This is a genomic window from Duganella sp. 1224, assembly GCF_013408245.1.
Classification (GTDB): domain Bacteria; phylum Pseudomonadota; class Gammaproteobacteria; order Burkholderiales; family Burkholderiaceae_D; genus Rugamonas.
The window spans coordinates 1-21,382 of sequence record NZ_JACBYS010000010.1 but is presented as its reverse complement, the minus strand read 5'-3'; the positions used below and the strand labels follow the sequence as shown (position 1 = coordinate 21,382).

The window sequence follows — 21,382 nt, the reverse complement described above, 5'->3', positions numbered from 1 at the left end:
GCAAAGGAAGGAAACCTGGCTTACGCCGCCATCGGCAGCGGCTGCGCGTGAGACTGCCGTGACGCCAGCGCCAGCCCGCCGTTGAGGCTGTAGGCATGGCGATGGCCGAGGCGGCGCAGGCACAGCGCGGCCTTCATGCTGCGGTTGCCGCTGCGGCAGAAGAACACCAGCGGCGCCTGCTCGGCCCGCAGCCACGCGCTGGCGTACTCGGCCAGCCGGCTCAGCGGCACGCTCAGCGCCATGCGGCCGGCCGGCAACGGCGCCACGGTGGCGGCGAATTCATAGGGCTCGCGCACATCGACCAGGCAGGCGTCCGGATGGGCTTGCAGGAACGCGTCCAGCGCGGCGCTGTCAAGTTGTGCGTCGGCAGCGATGGTTGCCGCTGGCTCAGCGTTGATGCTGGTGCAGAAGTGATTCTGTTCATCGCGCGTCGGACACAGCAAGGTGCGCTCGCTGATGATGTCGCGCAGGTCCTGTTGCGCCAGTCCGGCGCTGAAGGCGAAACGCACCGAGACAGCCGGCAATTGCGCCGCCTCCAGCGTGCCCAGCAGGTAGGCGCGCAGCTGGCCGCCGGCCACGCAGGCCAGCACCTGCTCGCCCAGCGTGATGGCGCTGGCGGCGGCGCCATTGCCCAGCGCGACCGGCGTGGCGTTGGATGGCCAACCGTACTCGTCGGCATCGGCGGCGCGGTTGAAGTGGCGGCCAAGCGCCTCGACCAGCATGGCGCGGCCGGCGTTCGGCAGCGTGCTGACCACCGCTTGCACCTGGTAATTCTGGCAGCGCACATAGGCCTCGATGCGGGCCGCGTGTTCCGGCAGCGGATCGATGACGATGCAGCTGCGGCTGGCGGCGTCCAGCGCCATCCAGCTACAGGCGCCTTCCACGCCCAGTTGCAGCAGGCCATCGTGCGGCACGGCGGTGCGGTCGGACGGGATCAGGCAGCTGGCGCGCAGCGCGGCGCCGCAGCGCTCGATACGGGCGCAGGCGGCGGCGATGGTGGCCTCATCGGTCAACGGGCCGAACGACATGCGGATGGCGCCGGCGCTGCGCCACAGCGGCAAGCCCATCGCGTCCAGCACATAGCTGGGCGCGGCCTTGGACGAGGAGCAGGCGCTGCCGGCGCTGACGCGCACTTCGGCGGCGTCGAACACATCCATCAGCTCGCGGCTCGACAGGCCGGGCACGGCAAAGTTCAGCGTGGTCGGCAGCGACTTGTCGAACGGGTTGTTGAACACCACGCCCGGCAAGGCGGCGCGCAGGCTGTCCGCCAGACGCGCGCGAAAATTGCACAGCTCGGCCTGGGTGCGGAAGGTATCGCCGCGTTCCAGCGCGGCCAGCACGGCGCCCAGCGCGGCGATGCCGGCCATGTTCTCGGTGCCGGAGCGCTGGCCGGCTTCCTGGCCGCCGCCCTGGATCAGCGCGGTGAACGGGGCGCCGGCGCGCACGTACAGCATGCCGATGCCTTTCGGCGCATTCAGCTTATGACCGGAGAACGGCGCGTAATCGATGCGGGTAGACGACAGATCCAGCTTGAGCTTGCCCAGGCCCTGGACGCAGTCGACCATCCAGTAGGCCTGGCTGCCGCTGTCCGCCAGCACCGCTTCGATGCCGCCCAGGTCGGAGATGACACCGGTTTCATTGTTGGCCGCCATGGTGCAGACCATGGCCGCCCGTGGCGCCACCTCGCGCAGCGCGCTCAGGCTGTGCGCGCCTTCATGGTCGACCGGCAGCTGGTGCAGCGTCAGGTTCAGGCCCAGCAGGCGGTTCCAGTGCGCCAGGCTTTCCGGCACCGCCTTGTGTTCGGTGGCGCCGTAGACCAGCAGCGTGCCGATGGCCTCGCCCGCATCGCGGCGCTCGCGCAACGCGACCAGCGACGACAGCACGGCGGTCTGGATGCCTTCGGTGGCGCCGCTGTTGAACATCAGCCGGCCGTTGCCCACGCCCAGCAGGCGCGCGGCGCAGGCGCGCGCCTCATCCAGGATAACCTTGGCCTTGAGCCCGGTCGCGTGGGTGCTGCTGGGATTGCCGTAACGCTGGCCCATGGCGTCGGTGGCGGCGCTGATCGCGGCGGGCAAAACAACACTGGTGGCGTTGCTGTCGAGGTAGATTTCGGTAGTCATCCATATAGCTTACGCAGTTATGCGGAAATAGTCGTACCAAAATTTTGCGCGGCAGCATAATATGTAGATGCCCCATTCTCTTTTTTGAACATTCTTAGCATGAATCAACTTGACCGCTACGACTATGCCATCCTGGACGCGCTGCAACGGGACGGCACGCTGTCCGTTGCCCAGCTCAGCGAGCAGGTAGGATTGTCCTCCACGCCGTGCTGGAAACGGCTGCGCCGCCTGGAGGAGGAAGGCTATATCGAGAACCGGGTGGCCATCGTCAACCGCAACAAGGTCGGCCTGCCGGTGACGGTGTTCGTCAGCATCCGCACCACCCAGCACGACGAAAAATGGTTTGCGCGCTTTGCCGCCGCCGTGGCGGCCTTGCCGGAAGTGCAGGAGTTTCATCGCATGAGCGGCGATGTCGACTATCTGCTGAAGGTGGTCACGAGCGACATCGCCGGTTATGACCGGTTTTACAAGAAATTGATCAAGTCCGTGCAGCTCACCGGCGTCTCGTCGGCGTTTTCGATGGAGCAGATCAAAATCACCACCTCCCTGCCGCTGTGGCTGGTGTCGCACCAATAAAGTGCATCCATGAGATAATGCGTCATTTCAAGTACTTGATTTGACGCACATGCGCGCCTTCTTCGACAGCTGGCTGCCCAGCGCCCCGACGGCGAACCGCCGCGAACAATTCCGCGCCTCCGTCGGCGCCCTGTGCGGCATTCTGCTGACCACCGTCCTCAGCCACCTGCTGCTGCAATCCACCCATGCCACGATTTTCATGGTGGCCCCCATCGCCGCCTCGGCGGTGCTGCTGTTCGCGCTGCCGGCCAGCCCGCTGGCGCAACCGTGGTCTGTCATCGGCGGCAATGTTGTCAGCGGCCTGGTCGGCGTCGCCTGCGTGCGCTGGTTCGGCGCCAGCCTGCCGCCGCCATTGCTGGCGGGCCTGGCCTGCGGCGGCGCGATTGCCGCCATGTTCGTGCTGCGCTGCCTGCATCCGCCCGGCGGCGCGGTGGCGCTGACCACGGTGATCGGCGGCCCGGCGGTGCAGGTGGCCGGCTTCGAATTCGTGCTGATGACGGTGCTGGCCGACTCGGTGCTGCTGGTGCTGACGGCCATCACCTACAACAACCTGACCGGCCGCGTCTACCCGCACGCGCAGCAGAACGCGCACACCAACCCCCACGCCACCAGCGACGCGGTGCCGACCGTGCGGCTGGGCTTCAAGCCGGAAGACCTGGACGCGGTGCTGCGCCAGCACAACCAGGTGCTGGACATCAGCCGCGACGACCTGGAATCGCTGTTCATGCAGACCGAGCAGCGCGCCTACCAGCGCCGCTTCGGCATCATCCACTGCGCCGACATCATGTCGCGCGACGTCGTCAGCGCCGAGTTCGGCACCGGGCTGGACGAGGCCTGGCGGCAGATGCGCGCACACCGCGTGGCTTGCCTGCCGGTGTTGAACCGGGCCCGGCGGGTGATCGGCATCGTCACCCAGACCGACTTCCTCGAACACGGCGGGCTGGACGACTACAGCGGCATCCGCCGGCGCCTGCGCCGCTTCCTGCGCAAAAGCGGCGTGAGCCACACCGAAAAAGCCGAGGTGGTGGGCCAGATCATGCGCCAGCATCCAGCCAGCGCGCGGGTCGACACGGCGATCGTCGACCTGGTGCCGCTGATGGCGGACGCCGGCTTCCATCACATCCCCATCGTCGACCATGAGCAGCGATTTGTCGGCATCGTCACGCAATCGGACTTGCTGGCGGCGCTGTACGAAAGCCGCTTCGCGGAGGCGGCGGCCTAGTCTTTGTTGGCCGTTGATACAAAATTTGTTCCTGCCCGCCGGGGCAATGACTTATGCTAACGGCCAACTTTGCCACCACAAGGACACAGAACAATGACGCATCGTCTCGCCCCTCTCGCCCCTCTCGCCGCCGCCCTGATGCTTGCCTTCGCGCCACTGGCGCACGCCGCCGCGCCCGCCGGCAAAGTCAGCGCCGAAGTAGCCGCCTCGGCCGACAAGGCCGTGCTGGCGATTGCCGATGAATACTACGACGCGGCCGCCCGCTTCGAACCGATCGGCGCCACCGAGAACGGCGACAACCGCTTCGACGACCAACTGGGCATGAGCATTGCGCCGGCAAAACGCGCCGCGCAGTTCAAGCTGTACCGCGGTTTCCTGCAGCGTCTGCAAGCCATCAAGCCTTATCAACTGGACGTCAAGGGCCGCCTCAACTACGACATCCTGCAGTACGAGCTGAAGGGCCTGATCGCCATGGAGCGCTTCCCCGAGCACCTGCTGCCGATTAACCAGATGGACAGCGTACCGGTCACGCTGGCCAACTACGCCGGCGGCGAAGCATCGCAGCCGATCGGGACCGTCAAGGAATACGAGGCCTACCTGAGCCGCGTGTCGCAACTGCCGGCGTGGATCGACCAGGCCATCGCCAATATGCGCCAGGGCATGAAAAAAGGCATTACCCAGCCGAAGGCCATCATGGTGTCGGCGCTGCCGCAGTTCCAGCACCTGGTGAGCGCCACGCCGGAAGCCAGCATCTACTACACGCCGATCACCAAGCTGCCGGCCACGTTCTCGGACGCCGACAAGCAGCGCCTGACCGCCGCCTACCGCAAGACCATCAATGACGAGCTGATGCCGGCGCTGGCGCGCCTGTCAGCCTTCCTGGAAAAGGAATACCTCCCGGCCTGCCGCACCTCGACCGGCCTGGGCGCGTTGCCGGACGGCGCCGCCTGGTATCAGGCCCGTGTCGCCAACGCGACGACAACTACGCTCAAACCGGATGAAATTCACGCTATCGGCCTGAAGGAAGTGGCGCGCATCCAGGGCCAGTTCGCCATCCTGGGACCGAAGCTGGGCTACAACGGTCCGGCCGCCGGCCTGCCGCAGTGGGTGGCGGCGCAGCCGAAGTTCTACCCGTTCAAGACCGAAGAGGAAGTGCAGGCGGTCTACCACAAGCTGAACGACGTGCTGGACACCAAGCTGCCGCTGATGTTCACGCTGCAACCGAAAGCCAGGCTGGATCTGCGCCTGGAACCGGAACTGAGCCGCGCCACCGCCTCCGACCACTACACCGCGCCGGCCGGCGACGGCTCGCGTCCGGGCGTGTTCTGGTCGGTGGTCAACGACCCGACCAAGTACGGCAGCACCGGCATGACCACGCTGTTCCTGCACGAAGGCAAACCGGGCCACCACTTCCACATCGCGCTGATGCAGGAACTGAACCTGCCCAACTTCCGCAAATACGGCGGCAACAACGCCTTTACCGAAGGCTGGGCGCTGTACGCGGAAACGCTGGGCAAGGAAATGGGCCTGTTTGACGATCCGGCCCAGTACTTTGGCCACCTGAACGACGAGATGCTGCGTGCCGTGCGCCTGGTGGTGGACACCGGCATGCACGCACAAGGCTGGACCCGCGAGCAAAGCATCCAGTACATGAAGGACACGCTGGGCTACGACGTGGTTGCCAAGACTGAAACCGAACGCTACATGGCGTGGCCGGGTCAGGCACTGGGCTACAAGGTCGGCTCGCTGAAGATCCAGGAACTGCGCGCGCGCGCCGAGAAGGCGCTGGGCGCCAAGTTCAGCCTGCCAGCCTTCCACGCGGTGGTGCTGGGCGACGGCACGCTGCCGCTGGCGCTGCTGGAGGAAAAAGTCGACCGCTGGATCGCTACCCAGCAGTAATCCCCGGGCGGGCCGACCGGCCCGCCCTCCGCTTATTTCACGTAGCGCTTGATGCTGGCGATGACCGGCTCAGGCAAGGCCGTGATCTGCTTGGCATGGTTGGCAAAGACGATTTGCTGGCGCCCCACCGATACCGGCTTGCCGTCCGCATAAAAGCGGAACTCCAGCCAGAATGAGCACTTCCTGACGTCAAACGCGTTCAATTCGCACGCAATGTCCTGGAACGGGAAAGTCTCCTGCAAGTAGTCCTGCTCGGCGTGCTTGGTGATGAACACGCCTTCGTTTTGCAGCATGTCGCGCGATATGCACTCGAAGAACCACTTTTCGCGGCAGATGCCCTGCCATTCGAAGTAGCGCGCGAAATAGGTGTTGCCGTAGGCGTTAGAATCCTTCAGGTAAATCGTCAGCGAATGGACAAAGGTTTGGGCGGTCACTTGCATCAGCATGATGTCACTCCTTCAGTGGTTGGTTACCCGGCAACCGGGCAACTTCCACTAGGCGTGAGTTGGCACGAAGGAAGTTTGATCTGTCGCAAAGTCTGGCGTGAAAATCAAGCGGACCGCTGCGGCCCGCGCAATACTGGCGTTCCGTTCACTCGTCCTGGACAGCGCCATGCACTCCCTCCTGCCAGCGGTAGTTGCCCTACTCTTCCTGTGCTATGGCGCTTATGTGTTGCAATCGCGCGGGATGAGCCGCATCAGCCTGACGTTCTTCCTGCTGTGCGTGACCACGTTCTGCTGGCAATCGACGTGGGCGGTGCTGTTCCAGTTGCGCGACCAGGACGAAGCCATGTCGCTGGCCAGGCTGGGCTACCTGTTGATCCTGTTCTTGCCGACCACGCTGTACCACTTCATCGCCGAGCTGACCGCGCAGCACGGCGAGCGGCGCTGGGTAGCGCTGTCGTATGCCGTGGCCGGCCTGCTGGGCGTGTTGCTGCTGGCCAGCGACTGGGTCATCGCCGGGCTGTATCCCTACTTCTTCGGCTACTACCCCAAGGCCGGGCCGCTGCATCCGCTGCACCTGCTGCAAACGGTGCTGGTGGTCGGCCGCGGCCTGTGGCTGCTGTACCGGCGCCAGAAGCAGGCAGTGTCGACGGAAAAGACACGGCTGCGCTACTGCCTGGTCAGCCTGCTGATTTACTTTTTCGCCTCGGTGGATTACCTGTGCAACTACGGGCTGGCGTTCTATCCGCCCGGCGTACTGTTCGTCGCCACTAGCCTGGGGCTGATCGCGCAGGCCATGGTGCGCCACAACCTGCTGGCCGATCCGCTGGAGGTGGCGGCCACCATCGCCCACGAAATGCGCACGCCGCTGGCGACCATCCGCATCCAGTCGCGGATACTGGCGCGCTGCCTGCCGGACCTGCTGGCCGGCTACGAGAGCGCGGTCCGGCATGGGCACATCCCGGCGACACTGCCGGCGGCCCAGTTGCAATATTTATATCGGCTCAATCAGCACATTGAGGCGGAGATACGGCGCTCCAACTTCATCGTCGACATGATGCTGGCCTCGGCGCGCGCCGGCACGCTGAACCCGACTGACTTTGCCGATCACTCGGTAAAGAAATGCGTGGACGAGGCGCTGGCCAGCTATCCGTTTGAAAGCGCAATGCGCGACAAGGTCAGCGTGCGCGGCGCCAACGACTTCACCTTTTTTGGCTCGGACGTGCTGCTGGTGTACGTGCTGTACAACCTGTTCAAGAACGCCCTGCACGCGATCAAGGTGGCCGGCCGGGGCGAGGTGGAGATTATGCTGGCGGACCGCCGTTTATTTGTTACCGATACCGGCTCGGGGATCCCGGACGATGTATTGCCGCACGTCTTTGAACCGTTTTATACCACCGGCGGGACAGGCATGGGATTGGCGTTTTGCCAGAAAGTGATTACCGCGTTTGGCGGGAAAATTGATTGTGAATCGCAGGCGGGAAGCTATACGCGGTTTTCCTTATCTTTTCCGCAGCGAATACATTACCCGGCCAGCTGATTCAATTCCTCGCCGCTGACTTTTTCCAGATCGGTTTCATCGCCCAACACGTAAATCTTTTGGCCGCGTAAAACCTCCAGAATAAATGGCTGCTGTTCGCGCAGGCGGCGTTTAAAATCGGGAATCGAATACAGGTTGGGATTGATTTTACGGCGCAATAAACGTTCCGCGACCGGCAGGCGGGATAATAATTCGCCGTAGCTGGTGTTATCGCCGATCAGCAATAACTCCACCGGCGTATCCATATTCTCCTGCTCCTTGGCGGTGGCGCCATACACGAAGGCCACGTTCAGCACATGCTGCAGCGGCGCCAGCGCCGAGTTCAGCACGCTGACCAGGCCAAAGGTTTTCTTCACCAGCCCACTCAGTTCGCCAAAGACGATGCAATCCTTGTTCGGCTTGAAGCGGCGCACGTTGCCGATCCGCTCCGACACGATCACGCCCGACTCGTGCAGCCGCTTCAGCTCGCGCTGCGCCGACGCGCTGCCCAGCCCGGTCAACCGCATGATCTCATTCAAGTGAAATCCCTGGTTGACGCGCACAAATAGCAAGCCCAGCAGTTTTTGCTGGGCGGGAGTGAAGAGGGCTTGAGCAATCATAGCCAAATCTTAGCATGAACGATCTACTTACTGGCATGCTGATCGAGGTGCCAGCCAAGCAACGCTCAGCCACGGAATAAACCCCGGGGTCAGGTCCGACATTTGAACACAGGCTCGACTATGGCTAACGCAGAGCCCGTGTCCAAATGCCGGACCTGACCCCAATGCCCTCTTTCGCCGGAGCGACGGGGTATTAGGGCCTGATCCTGGTGTTAAAAAAAAACGGCACCCGAAGGTGCCGTTTTTATTGAGCGTGTTGTATTACGCTTCGCCGTCGTGCGGAGTAACCGTTTCGGTTGCTTCGATATCGGCGCCAGCCATCGCTGCTTTTTCAGCAGCCAGCAGCGCTTGGCGCTCTTCGACTTCCCACTGCTCTTTCTCTTTACGAGCGCGGTGGAATGCCAGGCCGGTACCGCCTGGAATCAGACGACCCACAATCACGTTTTCTTTCAGACCACGCAGACCATCGCGTTTGCCCATGATCGCGGCTTCGGTCAGAACCCGGGTGGTTTCCTGGAACGATGCGGCCGAAATGAACGAGTCAGTCGACAGCGACGCTTTGGTAATACCCAGCAGCACGTTTTCGTAGGTTGCCGGCAGCTTGCCTTCCGCGACCACGCGGTCGTTTTCTTCCAGCAGCTCCGAACGCTCCACTTGCTCGCCCACGATGTAGTTGGTGTCGCCCGCATTGGTGATCTGAACACGACGCAGCATCTGGCGAACGATCACCTCGATGTGCTTGTCGTTAATCTTCACGCCCTGCAGACGGTACACGTCCTGCACTTCGTCAACGATGTAGCGCGCCAGCGCTTCGATACCCAGCAGACGCAGGATGTCTTGCGGATCGGCCGGGCCGTCCACGATCATCTCGCCCTTGTTCACCACCTGGCCGTCGTGCACCAGCACTTGCTTGTCCTTGGTAATCAGGAACTCGTGCTTGTTGCCGTCCATGTCGGTGATTTCCAGACGCTGCTTGCCCTTGGTTTCCTTACCGAAGGCCACAGTACCGGTAACTTCCGCCAGCATGCCCGCGTCTTTCGGCGAACGTGCTTCGAACAGCTCGGCAACGCGTGGCAGACCACCGGTAATGTCACGGGTTTTCTGCGACTCGGTCGGGATACGCGCCAGCACCTCACCCACGGACACTTGCTGGCCATCTTTCACCATGATCAGCGCGCCAACCTGGAAGCCGATCGCCACCGCGTGTTCGGTGCCGGCGATCTTCACTTCGTGGCCGTCGTCGTTCAGCAGTTTCACCTGCGGACGCATGGTCTTGGTCAGCGAACCGCGACGTTTCGCGTCGATCACCACCAGGGTCGACAGACCGGTCACCTCGTCCACCTGACGGGCCACGGTCACGCCTTCCTCGACGTTCTCGAAGCGCACCGTACCGGCGTACTCGGTGATGATCGGACGGGTCAGCGGGTCCCAGGTCGCCAGGGCGGTGCCGGCTTTGACAGCCATGCCATCCTTGACGATCAGGGTCGCGCCGTACGGCACTTTGTGGCGCTCGCGCTCACGGCCGTGGTCGTCGGTGATCAGTACTTCGCCCGAACGCGAGATCACGATCTGCGCGCCCTTGCCGTTGGTCACGTAACGCATGGTCGAGGTGAAGCGGATGGTGCCGTTCGACTTGGCTTCCACCGACGACGCCACTGCCGCACGCGATGCCGCACCACCGATGTGGAAGGTACGCATGGTCAGCTGGGTACCCGGCTCACCGATCGACTGCGCTGCCACCACACCGACTGCTTCGCCAGCGTTGACCAGCAGGCCGCGGCCCAGGTCGCGGCCGTAGCACTTGGCGCACAGGCCGTAGCGGGTGTCGCAGGTCAGCGGGGTGCGTACTTTCACCTCGTCGATGCCGACGCGTTCGATCTCTTCGACCATGTCTTCGTCCAGCAGCGTGCCGGCTTCGTACATGGTTTCCTGGGTTTCAGGATTGACCACGTCGGTGCCAGCCACACGGCCGAGGATACGGTCGCGCAGGGCTTCGATCACTTCACCGCCCTCAACCATCGCCTTCATCACGGTGCCGTTCGAGGTGCCGCAATCGTCTTCGATCACCACCAGATCCTGGGTCACGTCGACCAGACGACGGGTCAGGTAACCCGAGTTCGCGGTCTTCAGTGCCGTATCCGCCAGACCTTTACGAGCGCCGTGGGTGGAGATGAAGTACTGCAACACGTTCAGGCCTTCGCGGAAGTTCGCGGTAATCGGCGTTTCGATAATCGAACCGTCCGGTTTCGCCATCAGACCACGCATACCGGCCAGCTGGCGGATCTGCGCGGCCGAACCACGCGCGCCCGAGTCGGCCATCATGTAAATCGCGTTGAACGATTCCTGGGTCGACTTGGTGCCGTCACGCTTGATGACATCTTCCACTTTCAGCTGGTCCATCATGGCCTTGCCGACTTCGTCGGAAGTTTTGCCCCAGATGTCGACCACCTTGTTGTAACGCTCGCCGGCGGTCACCAGACCCGAAGCGTACTGCTGCTCGATCTGTTTGACTTCCGACTCGGCGGTCGAAATCAGGGTGACTTTTTGTGGCGGTACCAGCATGTCGTCCACGCAGATCGAAATACCGGCGCGAGTCGCCAGGCGGAAGCCCGACTGCATCAGTTGGTCAGCAAACACGACCGTCGCGCGCAGACCGCACTTACGGAACGAGGTGTTGATCAGCTTGGAAATTTCTTTCTTTTTCAGCGCGCGATTCAGCACCGAGAAAGGCAGACCTTTCGGCAGGATTTCCGACAGGATGGCGCGGCCGACCGTGGTTTCGTAACGGGTCACGGTGCGCACGAATTCGCCCGTCGCTGGATCTTTTGGATTCTCAACGATACGTACGGTAATACGGGTGGTCAGTTCCACTTCCTTGTTGTCGTAAGCACGGATGACTTCCGACACGTCAGGGAACAGCATGCCTTCGTTTTTCGCATTGATCGCTTCGCGGGTCGCGTAGTACAGACCCAGCACGATATCCTGCGAAGGAACGATCGATGGTTCGCCGTTCGATGGGAACAGGATGTTGTTCGAAGCCAGCATCAGGGTGCGGGCTTCCATCTGTGCTTCGATCGACAGCGGAACGTGGACTGCCATCTGGTCACCGTCGAAGTCAGCATTGAATGCCGCGCAGACCAGTGGGTGCAGCTGGATCGCCTTGCCTTCGATCAGCACCGGCTCGAACGCCTGGATACCCAGGCGGTGCAGCGTAGGTGCACGGTTCAGCATGATCGGGTGTTCGCGGATCACGTCTTCCAGGATGTCCCAGACCACTGGTTCCTGAATCTCAACCAGTTTCTTGGCTGCCTTGATGGTCGTCGCCAGACCCATCAGTTCCAGCTTGTTGAAGATGAACGGCTTGAACAGTTCCAGCGCCATCAGCTTCGGCAGACCGCACTGGTGCAGTTTCAGCTGCGGACCCACCACGATGACCGAACGGCCCGAGTAGTCGACGCGCTTACCCAGCAAGTTCTGACGGAAGCGGCCGCCCTTACCCTTGATCATCTCAGCCAGCGATTTCAGCGGACGCTTGTTGGCGCCGGTCATCGCTTTGCCGCGACGGCCGTTGTCCAGCAGCGAGTCGACTGCTTCCTGCAGCATGCGCTTTTCGTTGCGCGTGATGATCTCTGGAGCGCGCAGCTCCATCAGGCGTTTCAGACGGTTGTTACGGTTGATGACGCGGCGATACAGATCGTTCAGGTCCGAGGTCGCGAAACGGCCGCCGTCCAGTGGCACCAGTGGACGCAGTTCCGGCGGCAGCACCGGCAGCACTTCCATGATCATCCACTCAGGCTTGATGCCCGAACGCTGGAACGCTTCCAGCACTTTCAGACGCTTGGCGTATTTCTTGATCTTGGCTTCGGACTTGGATTCCTTCAGTTCCACGCGCAGGGTTTCGGCATCGCGGTGGATGTCGATCGAGCGCAGCAGTTCGCGGATACCTTCCGCGCCCATGAAGGCGGTGAAGTCGTCGCCGTACTCTTCGTACTTGGCGGCGTAGTCGTCTTCCGACATGATCTGGCACTTTTTCAGCGGGGTCATGCCTGGATCGGTCACAACATATGCTTCGAAGTACAGCACGCGTTCGATATCGCGCAGGGTCATGTCCAGCACCATGCCCAGACGCGACGGCAGCGATTTCAGGAACCAGATGTGCGCGGTTGGCGACGCCAGTTCGATGTGGCCCATGCGCTCACGACGCACCTTGGCCAGCGTGACTTCCACGCCGCATTTTTCGCAGATCACGCCGCGGTGTTTCAGGCGCTTGTACTTGCCGCACAGGCACTCGTAGTCCTTGATCGGGCCAAAGATCTTGGCGCAGAACAGGCCGTCGCGCTCTGGCTTGAAGGTACGGTAGTTGATGGTTTCCGGCTTTTTGACTTCGCCGTAGGACCACGAACGGATTTTTTCAGGCGAGGCGAGACCGATCTTGATCGCGTCAAAGGTCTCGTTCGTCTGTACTTGCTTGAATAGATCGAGCAGTGCTTTCATGTATCACTCCAGGTAGTGATTAAATTCAATGTCGTCGTCCCGGCGAAGGCCGGGACCCATGCTGAGCGCGCATCACGTTCGCGCCAAATCAGCATGGGTTCCGGCTTGCGCCGGAACGACAGCGGCCAGTGTCTTAGTTGCGTTCCAGGTCGATATCGATACCCAGGGAACGGATCTCTTTCACCAGCACGTTGAACGATTCCGGCATGCCGGCATCGATCACGTGATCGCCCTTGACGAGGTTTTCGTACACTTTGGTACGGCCGTTCACGTCGTCGGACTTCACGGTCAGCATTTCCTGCAGCACGTACGAGGCGCCGTACGCTTCCAGTGCCCACACCTCCATCTCACCGAAGCGCTGGCCACCGAACTGGGCTTTACCGCCCAGCGGCTGCTGCGTCACCAGCGAGTATGGACCGGTCGAACGCGCGTGCATCTTGTCGTCCACCAGGTGGTGCAGCTTCAGCATGTGCATCACGCCGACGGTGACCTTGCGCTCGAACGCTTCGCCGGTGCGGCCGTCGTACATCGTGACCTGATTCTTGGACGGCGTCATGCCCAGGTGGTTTGCGATCTCGTCCGGGTAAGCCAGGTCCAGCATGCGGCGGATTTCCGACTCATGCGCACCGTCAAACACCGGCGTGGCGAACGGCACACCGCGCTTCAGGTTGTGCGCCAGCTTCATGATCTCTTCGTCGTCGAAGTCGTCCAGGTTTTCCGGACGGCCGGTTTCGTTGTAGACCGTGGTCAGGTACTTGCGCATCTCTTCGACCTTGATCTGCTGCTGCAGCATTTCGCCGATACGGATGCCCAGGCCTTTTGCCGCCCAGCCCAGGTGGGTTTCCAGAATCTGCCCCACGTTCATACGCGACGGCACACCCAGCGGGTTCAGCACCACGTCGGCCGGCGTGCCGTCCGCCATGTAAGGCATGTCTTCCACCGGCACGATACGCGAGACCACACCCTTGTTGCCGTGGCGGCCCGCCATCTTGTCGCCCGACTGCAGGCGGCGCTTGACGGCCAGGTAGACCTTGACCATCTTCTGCACGCCAGGCTGCAGCTCGTCGCCTTGCGTCAGCTTCTTGCGCTTCTCTTCGAAGGCCAGGTCGAACTGGTGGCGCTTCTCGTTGATCGATTCCTTGATCGCTTCCAGCGCGGTGGCCGATGCGTCATCCGCAGGACGGATGTCGAACCAGTGGTACTTGTCCAGATCGTCCAGGTATTCCTTGGTGATCTTGGCGCCCTTGGCCAGCTTCTTCGGACCGCCATTGACCACCTGGCCAATCAGCATCTTCTCCAGGCGCTGGAAGGCGTCGCCTTCGACGATACGCATCTGGTCGTTCAGGTCCAGGCGGAAACGCTTCAGTTCATCGTCGATGATCTGTTGCGCGCGCTTGTCGCGGACGATGCCTTCGCGGGTGAACACCTGCACGTCGATGACAGTGCCGACCATGCCCGATGGCACGCGCAGCGAGGTGTCCTTCACGTCGGACGCTTTTTCGCCGAAGATCGCGCGCAGCAGCTTCTCTTCCGGGGTCAGCTGGGTTTCGCCCTTTGGCGTCACTTTGCCGACCAGCGTGTCGCCGGCCTGCACTTCGGCGCCGATGTACACGATGCCCGATTCATCCAGACGCGCCAGCTGGTTCTCCGCCAGGTTCGAGATGTCGCGGGTGATTTCTTCCGCGCCCAGCTTGGTGTCACGTGCCACCACCGACAGTTCCTCGATGTGGATCGAGGTGTAGCGGTCGTCCTTGACTACGTTTTCCGAGATCAGGATCGAGTCCTCGAAGTTCAGACCATTCCATGGCATGAAGGCCACGGTCATGTTCTGGCCCAGCGCCAGCTCGCCCAGGTCGGTCGAGGCGCCGTCGGCGATGACGTCGCCCTTGGCCACGCGGTCGCCGCGCTGCACGATCGGACGCTGGTTGATGTTGGTGTTCTGGTTGGAACGGGTGTACTTGATCAGGTTGTAGATGTCCACGCCGACTTCGCCCGCTTGCGCTTCGTCGTCGTTGACGCGGATCACCACGCGGCCCGCATCGATGTAGTCCACGATACCGCCGCGGACGGCCTGCACGGTGGTGCCGGAGTCGACCGCCACGGTGCGTTCGATGCCGGTGCCGACCAGCGCCTTTTCAGGACGCAGGCAAGGCACAGCCTGACGCTGCATGTTGGCGCCCATCAGTGCACGGTTCGCGTCATCGTGTTCCAGGAACGGGATCAGCGAGGCCGCCACCGAGACGATCTGGCCTGGCGCCACGTCCATGTACTGCACGCGCTCTGGCGACACCAGGATGGTTTCGCCAGCTTCGCGCGACGACACCAGTTCATCGACCAGCTTGCCTTCTTCATTCACCTTGGCATTCGCCTGGGCGATGATGTAGCGGCCTTCTTCGATGGCCGACAGGTAGTCGATCTGGTCGGTGATCTTGGAGTCCACCACCTTGCGGTACGGGGTTTCCAGGAAGCCGTATTCGTTCAGGCGGGCATACAGTGCCAGCGAGTTGATCAGGCCGATGTTCGGGCCTTCAGGCGTTTCGATCGGGCACACGCGGCCGTAGTGGGTCGGGTGCACGTCGCGCACCTCGAAGCCGGCGCGCTCGCGCGTCAGACCGCCAGGGCCCAGGGCGGAAACACGGCGCTTGTGGGTGATTTCCGACAGCGGGTTGGTCTGGTCCATGAACTGCGACAGCTGCGACGAACCGAAGAATTCGCGGATCGCGGCCGAGATCGGCTTGCTGTTGATCAGGTCGTGCGGCATCAGGTTGTCGGCCTCGGCCTGGCCCAGGCGTTCCTTGACAGCGCGCTCCACGCGCACCAGGCCGGCGCGGAACTGGTTCTCGGCCAGTTCGCCGACGCAACGCACGCGGCGGTTGCCCAGGTGGTCGATATCGTCGACTTCGCCGCGGCCATTGCGCAGCTCGACCAGGATCTTGATCACGGCCAGCACGTCTTCGTTCGACAGCGTCATGGCGCCGGTCAGTTCATCGCGGCCGATGCGGCGGTTGAACTTCATGCGGCCCACGGCGGACAGGTCGTAACGGTCGGCGCTGTAGAACAGGCCGTTGAACAGCGCTTCCACCGAATCCTCGGTTGGCGGTTCGCCAGGACGCATCATGCGGTAGATGGCGATGCGGGCAGCGGTCTGGTCGGCGGTGTCGTCGATGCGCAGCGTCTGCGAGATGTAGCCGCCCTGGTCCAGGTCGTTGGTGTACAGGGTCTGGATGTCGGACACGTTGGCGTCGCGCAGGCGGGCCAGCACTTCTTCGGTCAGCTCGTCGTTGGCGTTGGCGATCACTTCGCCGGTGTCGGCGTCCACGATGTTCTTGGCCAGCACGCGGCCGACCAGGTAGTCTTCCGGTACCGAGATGTGCTTCAGGCCGGCGGCGTCGATGTCGCGTACATGCTTGGCATTGATACGCTTGTCCTTCATGACGATGGTCTTGCCGGTCTTCGGATCGACGATGTCGAAGCGCGCGACTTCGCCGCGCAGGCGTTCGGCGACGAACTCCATCTCCGCGCCTTCCGAGCGCAGGTGGAAGTTGTCGAACACGAAGAAGTTGGCCAGGATCTGCTCCGGCGTCATGCCGATCGCCTTCAGCAGGATCGACACCGGCATCTTGCGGCGGCGGTCGACGCGGAAGTACAGGATGTCTTTCGGGTCAAACTCGAAGTCCAGCCACGAGCCGCGGTAAGGAATGATGCGGGCCGAGAACAGCAGTTTGCCGGACGAGTGGGTCTTGCCACGGTCGTGCTCGAAGAACACGCCCGGGGAGCGGTGCAGCTGCGAAACGATAACGCGCTCAGTACCATTGATCACGAACGAACCGGTCGAGGTCATCAGGGGCAGTTCGCCCATGTAGACTTCCTGTTCCTTCATCTCTTTGACGACCGGCTTGGTCGGCGATTCCTTGTCCAGGATCACCAGACGCACCTTGGCGCGCAGCGGCGACGCGAACGTCAGGCCACGCAGTTGGCATTCCTTGACGTCAAAGGCGGGATCGCCCAGCACGTACGACAGGAATTCGAGACGCGCAAAGCCATTGTGCGAAACGATAGGGAAAATCGAGGTAAAGGCCGACTGCAGGCCATCGTTCTTGCGCGCGGACGGAGCTACATCCTCTTGCAGGAAGCTGTGGTAGGACTCGAGCTGGGTAGCCAGCAGGAACGGAACGTTGTGAACGTTGGCGCGCTTCGCGAATGATTTGCGAATGCGTTTCTTCTCAGTAAATGAGTAGTGCATGGACACTCCGTGAGTGACAGAAAGGGAAAAAATCTCAGGTTTAGCCTGGGTGGCCGGGCAGTCTGTCACACAGACGAAACCTGAAACTTCTACCATTTCCAATTGATTCAATTGGGACTGCAACGTCGGGTACAACGCTACAAATACGACACAGACGACAAAGGAGCCAAAGCCGGATATTTCCCCTTTTTCAAGGGGAAGCATCCGCAGCTTTGGCTCAGGGCGCTAACTATCCACTGTTAGCGGCCGGTACAACTGATTACTTCAGGTCGGCCTTGGCGCCAGCTTCTTCCAGCTTCTTCTTGCCGGCTTCAGCGTCAGCTTTCGACAGGGCTTCTTTCACGGTCTTCGGTGCGCCGTCAACCAGGTCCTTGGCTTCTTTCAGGCCCAGACCGGTGATTTCGCGCACAGCCTTAATCACGCCAACTTTGTTCGCGCCTACTTCCGACAGAACCAGGTTGAACTCGGTTTGCTCTTCAGCAGCAGCCGCGCCGCCAGCTGCGCCGCCAGCTGCTGGAGCAGCCATTGCAGCGGCCGAAACGCCGAACTTCTCTTCGAAGGCTTTAACCAGTTCGTTCAGGTCCATCACGGACATTTCGCTCACTGCGTTCAGGATGTCGTCTTTGCTAATTGCCATTTGAAACTCCAATAATTTTTTGATTCGTTAATTCAGAATGCTACTTGAGGGAAAAATCCGGGCCGATTAAGCGGCCGGGGCTTCTTCTGCTGCAACTTCAGCAGCAGGAGCGCCTTCGGATTTTTTCGCTGCCAGAGCAGCCAGACCACGTGCAAAGCCCGATACCGGCGCCAGCATAACGCCCAACAGCTGCGAGATGAGGACTTCACGGCTCGGAATGCTCGCCAACGCGGCAACAGCGGCTTTATCCAGCTGCTTGCCTGCGTAGTTGCCGGCGGTGATGACCAGTTTGTCGTTGGTTTTAGCGAAGTCGGCGACGACTTTAGCTGCTGCAACGGCGTCATCCGAGATCGAGTAGATCAGCGGACCGGTCATGCTGTCTGCCAGCGAGGCGAACTGCGTGCCTTCAACGGAGCGACGAGCGAGGGTGTTTTTCAACACTCGCAGGTACACGCCTTGAGCGCGCGCTTTGGCACGGAGTTGCGTCAAGTGAGCAACCTGGATGCCACGATACTCGGCCACGACGATCGTTTGCGCAGTTGCTACTTTTGCGGAAACTTCGGCGACGACGGCCTTTTTGTCATTCAGATTGAGACCCACGGTCAATCTCCTTAAATAATGACCAGCTTGAGTGCCGGCCATCGGTTCGAACAACGGCGTCCGAGGTTAGGAGTCCAATGGACTGCAAAACTTGATCGGGAACACCATCTGCGTTGGGTGAGACATTCAATTAACCGCGTGCCTACCAGATGCACGCGGCCCAACGGTCTTTGATTGCGGCTGCCGCCGAAACGGCAGCCATCCCAAAGAACTGCCCCCAGCGTTGCCGCTCGGGGTCTTGATACTTGAAACTTACGCTGCCAGCGAAGCCTGGTCCAGACGGACGCCGGCGCCCATGGTCGACGAGATCGACACTTTGCGCAGGTACACGCCTTTCGACGAAGCTGGCTTGGCTTTGTTCAGCGCATCGATCAGGGCCAACAGGTTGGTCTTCAGATCGGCGTCGCTGAACGACTTGCGGCCAATGGTCGCGTGGATGATACCGGCCTTGTCGGTACGGTACTGGACCTGACCGGCCTTGGCGTTTTTCACGGCGGTGGCGACGTCCGGGGTCACGGTGCCGACTTTCGGGTTCGGCATCAGGCCGCGCGGGCCCAGGATCTGACCCAGGGTACCCACGATACGCATGGTGTCCGGCGAAGCGATGACGATATCGAAAGGCATGTCGCCGGCTTTGACGCGCTCGGCCAGGTCTTCCATACCGACCACGTCGGCGCCCGCTGCTTTAGCGGCTTCCGCCTTGTCGCCCGAGGCGAACACGGCCACGCGAACGGTCTTGCCGGTGCCAGCTGGCAGCACGACGGAACCACGCACCACCTGGTCCGATTTCTTCGGATCCACGCCCAGCTGAACCGACACGTCGATCGATTCGTTGAACTTGGCGGTGGCCAGTTCTTTAACCAGAGCAACAGCGTTATCGAACGCGTAGTTCTTGGTGGTGTCTACTTTAGCCTTGATGGCTTGTGCGCGTTTGGACAGTTTTGCCATGATTACAGACCTTCCACGGTGATGCCCATCGAACGAGCCGAACCAGCGATGGTGCGCACAGCGGCTTCCAGATCGGCGGCGGTCAGGTCAGGGGTCTTCAGTTTAGCGATTTCTTCAGCTTGCGCGCGGGTCAGCTTGCCGACCTTGTCGGTGTGCGGCTTGGCCGAACCTTTTTGCACGCCCGAGTGCTTCTTGATCAGGAAGGTCGCTGGCGGGGTCTTCATCACGAAGGTGAACGACTTGTCCGCGAAGGCCGTGATCACCACCGGGATTGGCATGCCTGGTTCCATACCTTGGGTCTGGGCGTTGAACGCCTTGCAGAATTCCATGATGTTCAGACCGCGCTGACCCAGCGCTGGGCCGATCGGTGGGGATGGGTTTGCTTTACCAGCTGGCACTTGCAGCTTGATAAAACCAATGATTTTCTTTGCCATGATGGCTCCTATCTTGGATATGAGTAGTAGCGCCCCGTGATGCGCTCGATTGCATGACGGGGCTCCTCTTGTGCCAGATTCACTAGGGTGGTGACACCGTCGCCCGTTCTGGCGAACGGTTGCTTATACTTTTTCGACCTGGCCGAATTCGAGTTCGACGGGGGTGGCGCGGCCAAAGATGGTGACCGACACGCGCACCTTCGATTTCTCGTAGTTGACTTCTTCGACATTGCCGTTGAAGTCAGTGAACGGACCGTCCTTGATGCGGACCTGCTCGCCCACTTCGTACAGCACTTTAGGCCGTGGCTTCTCGACGCCCTCTTGCATCTGCTGCATGATCTTGTCGATCTCGCGTGCCGGAATCGGGGTCGGCTTGTTCGATTTGCCGCCGATGAAGCCGGTCACTTTGTTGGTGTTTTTCACCAGGTGCCAGGTTTCGTCGGTCATTTCCATCTCGACCAGCACGTAGCCAGGGAAGAAACGACGTTCGGTGACCGACTTCTGGCCGTTGCGCACTTCGACCACTTCTTCGGTCGGCACCAGGATCTGGCCAAACTGGTCTTGCATGCCGGCGCGCTCGACACGCTCCATCAGTGCGCGCTGCACGCTTTTCTCCATGCCGGAGTAAGCGTGAACCACATACCAGCGCTTATTGCTTACTGGAACGCTGACGGGCGCCGCTTCTTGAGCGGCTTCAGCCGGGATTTCACCGGCCGCATCATCTTGCACGTTTTCGCTCATTATTTTCGTATGCCCAGAATGACGTCGTACAACAGGAATTCCAAGGTCTTATCCGTGCCCCACAGGAAAATCGCCATCACCAGTACGAAGGCAAACACGATGCCGGTGATCTGGGTTGCTTCGCGACGGGTAGGCCACACGACCTTTTTCGTTTCGCGGACAGCTTCTTTGGCAAAATTCAGGAAATCACGGCCAGTCGACGAGGTCCACAAGATCAACACCGCAAAAGCTAAACCAGCCACCAGTGCGCCTGCGCGTACCAGAGCTGGTTTGTCGGACAGGTAGTAGAAACCAACTACACCTGCGATTGCAACGATAACTGCCAGTGCAACCTTGATCTTGTCATTCGACGTGCTGACGGTCTGCACGGATTGATTAGACATGTATATTTTACTTTCGGTGCCCTGCACCAGATTCGGTGGCAGGGGCGGAGGGCATCGAACCCCCAACCTTCGGTTTTGGAGACCGACGCTCTGCCAATTGAGCTACGCCCCTACATAAAACCACAAAGGATTGCGATTATACCACCCGGTCGCCCGGGTGGCAATCCGGCATCCTATTAGCCGATGATTTTGGCAACCACGCCGGCGCCCACGGTACGGCCGCCTTCGCGGATTGCGAAGCGCAGACCTTCTTCCATCGCGATCGGGTTGATCAGCTTGACGGTGATCGACACGTTGTCGCCTGGCATAACCATTTCTTTGTCGTGCGGCAGCTCGATCGAACCGGTCACGTCAGTCGTACGGAAGTAGAACTGTGGACGGTAGTTGTTGAAGAACGGGGTGTGGCGACCGCCTTCGTCTTTCGACAGCACGTAGATCTCGCCGGTGAAGTGGTTGTGCGGCTTGATCGAACCTGGCTTGGCCAGAACCTGGCCACGCTCCAC

Annotated in this window: 15 protein-coding genes, 1 tRNA gene and 1 pseudogene; 4 read left to right on the top strand and 13 right to left on the bottom strand. The window is 61.3% G+C overall.

The annotated features are described in order from the left end of the window. Positions 1-20: 20 nt before the first annotated feature. A complete protein-coding gene (locus FHW58_RS25970) occupies positions 21-2,120 on the bottom strand; it encodes an aminotransferase class V-fold PLP-dependent enzyme (protein ID WP_179676088.1) in 2,100 nt (699 codons plus the stop codon). Between the two features lie 99 nt (positions 2,121-2,219). Here FHW58_RS25970 and FHW58_RS25965 point away from each other — a divergent pair, with 99 nt between their 5' ends. The 3 genes from FHW58_RS25965 (at position 2,220) to FHW58_RS25955 (ending at position 5,817) form a co-directional block, all read left to right on the top strand. Next, a complete protein-coding gene (locus FHW58_RS25965; protein WP_179676087.1) occupies positions 2,220-2,696 on the top strand; it encodes an Lrp/AsnC family transcriptional regulator in 477 nt (158 codons plus the stop codon). 49 nt (positions 2,697-2,745) lie between these two features. Further along, the gene (locus tag FHW58_RS25960; protein WP_179676086.1) at positions 2,746-3,918 is read left to right on the top strand and encodes an HPP family protein; all 1,173 of its coding nucleotides are present in this window, start codon (positions 2,746-2,748) and stop codon (positions 3,916-3,918) included. A gap of 93 nt (positions 3,919-4,011) precedes the next feature. After that, a complete protein-coding gene (locus FHW58_RS25955) occupies positions 4,012-5,817 on the top strand; it encodes a DUF885 family protein (RefSeq protein ID WP_179676085.1) in 1,806 nt (601 codons plus the stop codon). Between the two features lie 32 nt (positions 5,818-5,849). On the opposite strand, the gene FHW58_RS25950 is transcribed toward FHW58_RS25955, so the two are convergent. Next, entirely contained in the window at positions 5,850-6,263 is a 414-nt protein-coding gene (locus FHW58_RS25950) for a thioesterase family protein (RefSeq protein ID WP_179676084.1), read from the bottom strand. A 166-nt stretch (positions 6,264-6,429) separates the two neighbouring features. Here FHW58_RS25950 and FHW58_RS27840 point away from each other — a divergent pair, with 166 nt between their 5' ends. Further along, entirely contained in the window at positions 6,430-7,800 is a 1,371-nt protein-coding gene (locus tag FHW58_RS27840) for a sensor histidine kinase (RefSeq protein WP_179676083.1), read from the top strand. Here FHW58_RS27840 and FHW58_RS25940 read toward each other — a convergent pair. The 11 genes and pseudogenes from FHW58_RS25940 to tuf form a co-directional block, all read right to left on the bottom strand. Further along, positions 7,785-8,399 carry an ArsR family transcriptional regulator gene (locus FHW58_RS25940; RefSeq protein ID WP_179676082.1) on the bottom strand — a complete coding sequence of 205 codons (615 nt, stop codon included), beginning with the start codon at positions 8,397-8,399 and terminating at the stop codon, positions 7,785-7,787. The two genes, FHW58_RS27840 and FHW58_RS25940, sit on opposite strands and share 16 nt — an antisense overlap. 261 nt (positions 8,400-8,660) lie before the next feature. After that, positions 8,661-12,893: a DNA-directed RNA polymerase subunit beta' gene (gene rpoC / locus FHW58_RS25935; RefSeq protein ID WP_179676081.1), complete on the bottom strand. Its 4,233-nt coding sequence runs from the start codon at positions 12,891-12,893 to the stop codon at positions 8,661-8,663. A gap of 133 nt (positions 12,894-13,026) precedes the next feature. Further along, positions 13,027-17,136, bottom strand: coding sequence for a DNA-directed RNA polymerase subunit beta (gene rpoB, locus FHW58_RS25930; protein ID WP_179676080.1), 4,110 nt, complete (start codon positions 17,134-17,136; stop codon positions 13,027-13,029). A gap of 259 nt (positions 17,137-17,395) precedes the next feature. Then, entirely contained in the window at positions 17,396-17,773 is a 378-nt protein-coding gene (rplL, locus tag FHW58_RS25925; RefSeq protein ID WP_179676079.1) for a 50S ribosomal protein L7/L12, read from the bottom strand. Between the two features lie 66 nt (positions 17,774-17,839). Next, entirely contained in the window at positions 17,840-18,373 is a 534-nt protein-coding gene (gene rplJ, locus FHW58_RS25920; protein WP_179676078.1) for a 50S ribosomal protein L10, read from the bottom strand. A 252-nt stretch (positions 18,374-18,625) separates the two neighbouring features. Then, positions 18,626-19,321 (bottom strand): 50S ribosomal protein L1, encoded by a 696-nt coding sequence (gene rplA, locus FHW58_RS25915; protein WP_179676077.1) that lies wholly within the window; start codon positions 19,319-19,321, stop codon positions 18,626-18,628. A gap of 2 nt (positions 19,322-19,323) precedes the next feature. Beyond that, a complete protein-coding gene (rplK, locus tag FHW58_RS25910) occupies positions 19,324-19,755 on the bottom strand; it encodes a 50S ribosomal protein L11 (RefSeq protein WP_179676076.1) in 432 nt (143 codons plus the stop codon). Positions 19,756-19,878: 123 nt separating this feature from the next. Further along, entirely contained in the window at positions 19,879-20,496 is a 618-nt protein-coding gene (gene nusG / locus FHW58_RS25905; protein ID WP_179676075.1) for a transcription termination/antitermination protein NusG, read from the bottom strand. Continuing rightward, positions 20,496-20,879 carry a preprotein translocase subunit SecE gene (gene secE / locus FHW58_RS25900; protein WP_179676074.1) on the bottom strand — a complete coding sequence of 128 codons (384 nt, stop codon included), beginning with the start codon at positions 20,877-20,879 and terminating at the stop codon, positions 20,496-20,498. The genes nusG and secE overlap by 1 nt, the downstream gene beginning before the upstream one ends. A gap of 36 nt (positions 20,880-20,915) precedes the next feature. Then, positions 20,916-20,991 (bottom strand) — tRNA-Trp (locus FHW58_RS25895). 64 nt (positions 20,992-21,055) lie between these two features. Beyond that, positions 21,056-21,382: pseudogene (tuf, locus tag FHW58_RS25890) on the bottom strand (elongation factor Tu); the annotation flags it as partial.

Coding starts and splice junctions, on each gene's coding strand:
- FHW58_RS25970 (WP_179676088.1), bottom strand. CDS start 2,120: ATGACTACCGAAATCTACCTCGACAGCAACGCCACCAGTGTTGTTTTG.
- rplL (WP_179676079.1), bottom strand. CDS start 17,773: ATGGCAATTAGCAAAGACGACATCCTGAACGCAGTGAGCGAAATGTCC.
- FHW58_RS27840 (WP_179676083.1), top strand. CDS start 6,430: ATGCACTCCCTCCTGCCAGCGGTAGTTGCCCTACTCTTCCTGTGCTAT.
- nusG (WP_179676075.1), bottom strand. CDS start 20,496: ATGAGCGAAAACGTGCAAGATGATGCGGCCGGTGAAATCCCGGCTGAA.
- FHW58_RS25955 (WP_179676085.1), top strand. CDS start 4,012: ATGACGCATCGTCTCGCCCCTCTCGCCCCTCTCGCCGCCGCCCTGATG.
- rplK (WP_179676076.1), bottom strand. CDS start 19,755: ATGGCAAAGAAAATCATTGGTTTTATCAAGCTGCAAGTGCCAGCTGGT.
- FHW58_RS25950 (WP_179676084.1), bottom strand. CDS start 6,263: ATGCTGATGCAAGTGACCGCCCAAACCTTTGTCCATTCGCTGACGATT.
- rplA (WP_179676077.1), bottom strand. CDS start 19,321: ATGGCAAAACTGTCCAAACGCGCACAAGCCATCAAGGCTAAAGTAGAC.
- rpoC (WP_179676081.1), bottom strand. CDS start 12,893: ATGAAAGCACTGCTCGATCTATTCAAGCAAGTACAGACGAACGAGACC.
- FHW58_RS25960 (WP_179676086.1), top strand. CDS start 2,746: ATGCGCGCCTTCTTCGACAGCTGGCTGCCCAGCGCCCCGACGGCGAAC.
- rpoB (WP_179676080.1), bottom strand. CDS start 17,136: ATGCACTACTCATTTACTGAGAAGAAACGCATTCGCAAATCATTCGCG.
- FHW58_RS25965 (WP_179676087.1), top strand. CDS start 2,220: ATGAATCAACTTGACCGCTACGACTATGCCATCCTGGACGCGCTGCAA.
- FHW58_RS25940 (WP_179676082.1), bottom strand. CDS start 8,399: ATGATTGCTCAAGCCCTCTTCACTCCCGCCCAGCAAAAACTGCTGGGC.
- secE (WP_179676074.1), bottom strand. CDS start 20,879: ATGTCTAATCAATCCGTGCAGACCGTCAGCACGTCGAATGACAAGATC.